Source organism: Arthrobacter sp. NPDC057388 (assembly GCF_042668165.1).
Lineage (GTDB): Bacteria > Actinomycetota > Actinomycetes > Actinomycetales > Micrococcaceae > Arthrobacter.
This window is the reverse complement of sequence record NZ_JBHVBL010000085.1, coordinates 1-5,537: the sequence shown is the minus strand read 5'-3', so window position 1 is coordinate 5,537 and position 5,537 is coordinate 1. Positions and strand designations below refer to the sequence as shown.

Sequence of the window (5,537 nt, the reverse complement as noted above, 5' to 3'; positions counted from 1 at the left end):
AATTAACATGTCACCCGGGAACTGTCAATAATAAAAAATCCCGCCGGATATTTTTCCAGCGGGTTGTGTCTCGGGCGTGACTCTATTGTTACAGATAGAATAGAAGTCTTCCGCGGCTCCTATTCTACTTAATTTTAACAAATGTTAGTATATATTGTAAATTATTTCACCCTTAACCGTTGACCGACATAAATCTTATTCGCATCCGGGATACGATTAACTGTGGTCAATGTCTTAACGGACACACCGAATTTCTTACCAATTTTCGTCAGGTTGTCGCCCGCCTTTACGGTGTAGAATGTACCGCCGGATGGTGCGGCTCCTGATACCTTCAGGACTTGACCAACACGAATCATATTAACATCTTTAATACCGTTCACTTTCGCCAACTCCTTCACTGACGTATTATATTTCTTTGCAATTGCTGTCAATGTGTCACCCGCCTTAACGGTATATGTCGAGCCGGACGACTTGGCAGGTTTCGCCTTCACTGCGGCTTTGTTCCCGACCTTATCGTATTTCGTCAGCCCGTGGGCTTCGATTGTGGCGATAAGCTTCTTCGCATAGTTCGGGTCTGTCGCATATCCACCCTTTTGGATGGCGGCACAAGCTTGTACATAGTTCGTTTCCCCGACAACAGCCTTATAACGGTCAAGACGGTTATAGAGGTTCACAAGGTCTATGATAGAATCGCGAACAGACTTATACGCCCGGAACCCTGCTTTGATTGTTTTATCGACCCCGTTTAAAACCTCCCACGTGCCCATATGAACGGTTCCAGCGTTCCCGATACCTTTTATACCAAACAGGTTATTTGCACGCGTAGCAAGCCCGGATTTGCCCCAATTTGACTCATGTATGGCTTGTGCTGTGATAACTGAAGGTAAAACTCGACTTACACCGTATAATTTTTGTGCTTCACTTGCAACATTCTCCATGAAACTCATTCTTTTACACTCTCCCTCATTTGTTGTCTCATTTCATTTATTTGTTCGTCTGAAGCGGATTCAATCCATAGTTTTCTATCCTTCTGAAATTGCGCCCGCCAATATCCCGGCGGCTGTACGGTTGTCGCATTATCCGGTACGGAATCAGCCGGAACAATTTCAGGATAGTCGAAGATGAAATCCGAATCATATACGAATACTTGTATCATTTCCATTGCTCCAACCCTCCTAGTAAGGCACTGCCGCGTCTAATGACCAACTGGACACGGCGGACTGATTGTTTCCTGAAAAGCCGACAAACGCCAGTTTACCGTCAGTGTTGATATAAAATTTTGTGAAGCCTGTCGTTCCGTATGCTGTTGCCATGACCGCCTTTTTGTCTGACGGTGAATATGACGCGGGCAATTGTGCAAAGTCAACGCCGAGGTCACACGCCACGTCACCTTTTAGCATGAGGATGTTTCCCCAGCGGGTATACTGCGGTGTTCTTCCTGACGCCTTTGCTCCATTCAATAACGGAAGGTTATACCATGTGAGCGCCATAAAATCATTTTGTGTAAACAGCTGTCGCCAACCCCTGAATACATTGTCAGTGTGTATAACACCAATCCATGACGTATTATCATAGGAACGTGTCAGAACCAATTTCCGCAGACCGTTTGGCGCTGGTAGAATGTCGAGATAGTACCAAGAAGCGTCACCCGGTAACGGTAGTTGATTCCATCCTGTCCCATAATAAAAACCGGGTGGTGCGGTGAATATGCTGTCAGCTGAAGCCAACCGTTTCCGCATTCCTTCAGCATCCGTTAATGCATATTTCTGTGAGAAGTTTTGAACCCCGATAACATCCTGAAGCGATAGATTCGTTGTCTGTAAATCCTTTTGCAGCTGTGTCGCATCCGTAGCAGCTTGATTCCATTTCAAACGTTCAGAATCCGAGACGTGAGGTTTAGCATTTGCGATATGGTTCTTCAGGTTTGTTTCTGATGTCGTCACCCTGTCACTCATACCGTCCCACTTGGTACGGTCTTCAGACGATACGTGTTTGGTCGTGTCCTTTACATGAGCGTCCAAGACTCGGCCGAATGAATCAACGTCAGCCTTCATACTTTGAATTTGTTGGTCAGTTGCACCAGTTGACCCACCGTCCGCGGTATCCTCTAACGCTTGGACTTTTTGCTGAAGCGTCAGAATATCGTTCTTTATCTCATCTGACACGTCCATATGGTCAACGGTGTCCTGAAGCTTTGCCATCTTGTCTTTTAAATCTGAAATACTTGTTTTGACGCCTGTATCATCATAGGGCGGCGTCCGCCTTGACCCGAGTTCAATCAATTAGGACACCTCCACGATTGTGACGACTGTCTCAGTATCAGCGACTAGGTACACGTCAGGGCTTTGGCTATGAACCTTAAATGTTAGCGGGCTGTCGTTAGACGTGAGCGGCGCACCTGTAGTCGTCTCGACACCCTGCTTACCCCAATAAATGACACCCGAGTTAGGCGGGTAGATCGTCAACTCTCGGCGGTTTGTCAGTTTGCTAGAACCTGACTTTGCCATTACAGGCGTGACGCCTACACTCACCCCACCAACCCTAAAGTCATTCATTCCGGCTTCCCGAGTTGGTACAGGTTGTGTCGCCGGGATAGAAGACCCGCCGAGTGTGACAGGCTTATCTATCTCAACACTCCCAATATGCTTGTCGCCTGCCGCAAGCGGCGGTAACGCTGATATATCTACGGTTCCTGTCATCTGCCCAAGCTGAACGGTGTCAATGGACTGTGGTATAGATGACGCTGTAAATTTCTCAATCCAAGATTCGACCCGGACTTTTTCGGGCTGCACGATCGCGGCGTCAAGGTAGATTGTGTGATAGCCGAGCGGTCGCGCCAAAAGCTTTGTTGACCCCGGCGCTACGGCTAAAAGATAATTGTTAGGCGACACGCTCGGGCGCTCGTGTACGTACACGATCTGACTTGTGTTATTTGTTATGGCTGAATGGTTCGGCTTTGTGTCGTCAAAATAAACCGTTGTAATGTCGCCCGGTAGCATGGTGACGGTCTGTTCACGCCATGTACTCTTTTTATGGTCATCCCCCGGCTGTTTGACTAGTTCCGGCATTCTTGTTCACTCCTTTTGCTATTGTAGCGGCTTTCTTGATGTGGTTTGACGCGCTGCGTCCTTTCTTAATGGCTTTGGCTCCCTTAGAAACAGATTTGACAGCACGACCACCCGGAACAAAATCCATTGCGGTGGATGCTGTACCTTTCGCAACGTCTCCGACTGCTGGGAAGGCTTTCATAAAGAACACGATTGCAATGATAGCAAGCCCGAGAATAAGAGACCATCTGAACACGCCGAACATGATATTTGATAAATATGATTTGTCGTCAGTGCCTGAAGATGAAGAATCCCCACCTGTCGCCCCGGCTCCTGACGTTCCTTTGAATGTAATGTCCTTATCATCGTACTGGTGAAGGTTGTTACTGCTGATAATGCCGAGAAGCTTATTTACATAGTTAGGGTCTGTTGCATACCCTCCAGCTTTGATTCCCTTCGCATAGTCCTCAACGCTTTTTGCGTTCTTCAGCTTTGACGCATAACGCGGCTTGGATAATAGTTCCGCGTGGGCGCGTATGGAATCTTGATAGCTGTTGTACTTTGCAAAGCCATCCTTCACGTGATAGGTCTTACCGTTATATACTTCGGTCGTACCCATCGTGGCACTTCCTGCTGTACCTCTTCCCTTTATTCCAAATAGGTTCTTAGAGTAGTAGGCAAGCCCGGACAATCCGCCCGGGTTTGAACCGCCTGATTCTAACATGATTTGACCCAGTATGATGGATGCAGGGATGCCAGTTTCTTTCTGTATGGCTTGCGCGTCTTTGATAAACGGCTTTATATTTACGCCCATACTTCCACCTACTTTGTCAGGATTTTGATTTTCTGACCCGGTTTAATTTTGTTCGGGTCTTTGAGTTTGTTAAACTTGGCTGTTTCCATATACGCGGCTTTTGTACCACCCTTACCATATTTCTGCGTCAATTCTGACAACGTGTCACCTTTTTTCACCGTCACCGTTTTGTATTTTGGTGTAGACGGTTTTTTCGCTGGCGATGGCTTTTTAGCCGGGGTTGACGGTTTTTTAGCAGGTGTTGTCGTTTTGGCAGGTGTTGACGGTTTCGCGTTCTTCAGCTTTTCCAGTTCTTTATGAAGCTGGTCATTTTCTGTTTCCAAGTTGCTGTATTTCTTCGCTTGATCGGCAAGCTGTTTTGAAATGCTGTCCTTTACTTGGTCAACATACGTTTTGTTTTCCTTGCCAATATCGGTAATGGTGTCGATTACATCTGACTTAAATGATTCTTGGTTCTGCCCCAATTCATTTGCAAAGTTGTTTAAGGCTGTATCAACGCTACCTTCAATGAGAGATTGATTGTTTTGTAGCTGTGCCTGAACCAAGCTTGAATTCATAGGATTGCCATCCAAGTAATCACCCTCTAATGCTTCAGAAGTCACGTACTGTTCTTCCTCAGCAGGACGCCCACGCGTCACAAGGGAGACTAATAGAAAGACCCCAATTGCAACCGACCCGATAATGACAATATTCTTTTTGTTTAATTGGAATTTCTTTTTACCCGGGGAATGACCCCCGGATTCATGACCGACTTGTTCAAATTCCGCCATACCAATATAAGCCTCCTATCGGATCACCGAAATAATGATTCTTAGGGAAGTTTTCTTCATCTACCTGATTTCCGTTTAGATCGACTGTCGCTTTCTCAATACTCATGTTTGTTACTTTGTCGATCAATGCTTCTTTCGGAACCATCGGGTAAATGAAGTTGGCATGTGTTGGGCGTAATTCTTCAGCGTCTCCAATACCTAGCTGCGCGTCAGGTAGCTCCACTGGACGTGAAAGCTCCTGAAGCGCATGAACCCGGTTTTGAAGGTGATAGCCTTCCATCATGCCGCCTTACCTCCCTTGTAATACTTTGATGCCTGAAATTGAATTGCTCGCGATTGTGCTGATAATGGAAGTCGTAGACTTGGCATTTTTCAGGAACAGATAAATACCAATGAGAATCCCGATACCCGCAATCACGTCAAAAAACTTGTTAACCATCCACAAGACCTCCCATGATTTGTTTTACCTTGTCAACGTTCAGGACTGCCATACTTGCGAGAACAAGTACCAAGAACGTGTACGTTATTTTTTCATTTGTGAACATACCCAGCAGGATAACGAAAAAGAGAAAGGTGATAATAAACCGCATAGACTTTGTAAACTCTTGCATAGAATCACCCCTTTACTTCAAGCCAAAACCGCGTTTAAGACCGTTCCAAAACCCATCTATGAAACTGTCTTTAGCGGCTTTTTTGACTTTCTTTTTCTGCTCCGGCTTCATCTTTTGATACTTTTTATACGTGTCGTATCCTGTCGCTTTTTCAACTGCCTTTTTCGCTGTCTTTCCGGCTTCGTCGACGGTTTCTTTTGTAGATTCCCAACCATCTTTTACAACGTCCATCGGTGTAGAAATGTCAGGCGTCATTTTCTGTGCCATCTTTGACAGGTGTTTGCCGCCATAAAAG

8 protein-coding genes are annotated in these 5,537 nt (G+C 45.9%); all 8 read right to left on the bottom strand.

Features of this window, described 5'->3' with window-relative positions:
* Nucleotides 1-161: 161 nt before the first annotated feature.
* Nucleotides 162-938 (bottom strand): glucosaminidase domain-containing protein, encoded by a 777-nt coding sequence (locus ACFUTU_RS21070; RefSeq protein WP_376642730.1) that lies wholly within the window; start codon nucleotides 936-938, stop codon nucleotides 162-164.
* Between the two features lie 5 nt (nucleotides 939-943).
* The gene (locus tag ACFUTU_RS21065; protein ID WP_376642732.1) at nucleotides 944-1,162 is read right to left on the bottom strand and encodes a hypothetical protein; all 219 of its coding nucleotides are present in this window, start codon (nucleotides 1,160-1,162) and stop codon (nucleotides 944-946) included.
* 13 nt (nucleotides 1,163-1,175) lie between these two features.
* Nucleotides 1,176-2,282, bottom strand: a complete 1,107-nt coding sequence (locus ACFUTU_RS21060) for a hypothetical protein (RefSeq protein WP_376642734.1) — start codon at nucleotides 2,280-2,282, stop codon at nucleotides 1,176-1,178.
* On the bottom strand, nucleotides 2,283-3,068 hold the full coding sequence (locus ACFUTU_RS21055; protein ID WP_376642735.1) for a hypothetical protein: 786 nt from the start codon (nucleotides 3,066-3,068) through the stop codon (nucleotides 2,283-2,285).
* Nucleotides 3,037-3,861 carry a glycoside hydrolase family 73 protein gene (locus ACFUTU_RS21050; RefSeq protein WP_376642737.1) on the bottom strand — a complete coding sequence of 275 codons (825 nt, stop codon included), beginning with the start codon at nucleotides 3,859-3,861 and terminating at the stop codon, nucleotides 3,037-3,039. The genes ACFUTU_RS21055 and ACFUTU_RS21050 overlap by 32 nt, the downstream gene beginning before the upstream one ends.
* Before the next feature lie 8 nt (nucleotides 3,862-3,869).
* A complete protein-coding gene (locus tag ACFUTU_RS21045; protein ID WP_376642739.1) occupies nucleotides 3,870-4,631 on the bottom strand; it encodes a LysM peptidoglycan-binding domain-containing protein in 762 nt (253 codons plus the stop codon).
* Entirely contained in the window at nucleotides 4,618-4,914 is a 297-nt protein-coding gene (locus ACFUTU_RS21040; protein ID WP_063336321.1) for a hypothetical protein, read from the bottom strand. The genes ACFUTU_RS21045 and ACFUTU_RS21040 overlap by 14 nt, the downstream gene beginning before the upstream one ends.
* Nucleotides 4,915-5,254: 340 nt before the next feature.
* Nucleotides 5,255-5,537, bottom strand: a 283-nt coding sequence (locus ACFUTU_RS21035) for a hypothetical protein (protein WP_377967868.1), incomplete at its 5' end; no start/stop codon positions are given.

What these genes read in the sequence shown, in the direction of transcription:
- ACFUTU_RS21070 (WP_376642730.1), bottom strand. Translation starts at nt 938, where the DNA reads ATGGAGAATGTTGCAAGTGAAGCACAAAAATTATACGGTGTAAGTCGA.
- ACFUTU_RS21065 (WP_376642732.1), bottom strand. Translation starts at nt 1,162, where the DNA reads ATGGAAATGATACAAGTATTCGTATATGATTCGGATTTCATCTTCGAC.
- ACFUTU_RS21055 (WP_376642735.1), bottom strand. Translation starts at nt 3,068, where the DNA reads ATGCCGGAACTAGTCAAACAGCCGGGGGATGACCATAAAAAGAGTACA.
- ACFUTU_RS21050 (WP_376642737.1), bottom strand. Translation starts at nt 3,861, where the DNA reads ATGGGCGTAAATATAAAGCCGTTTATCAAAGACGCGCAAGCCATACAG.
- ACFUTU_RS21045 (WP_376642739.1), bottom strand. Translation starts at nt 4,631, where the DNA reads ATGGCGGAATTTGAACAAGTCGGTCATGAATCCGGGGGTCATTCCCCG.
- ACFUTU_RS21040 (WP_063336321.1), bottom strand. Translation starts at nt 4,914, where the DNA reads ATGATGGAAGGCTATCACCTTCAAAACCGGGTTCATGCGCTTCAGGAG.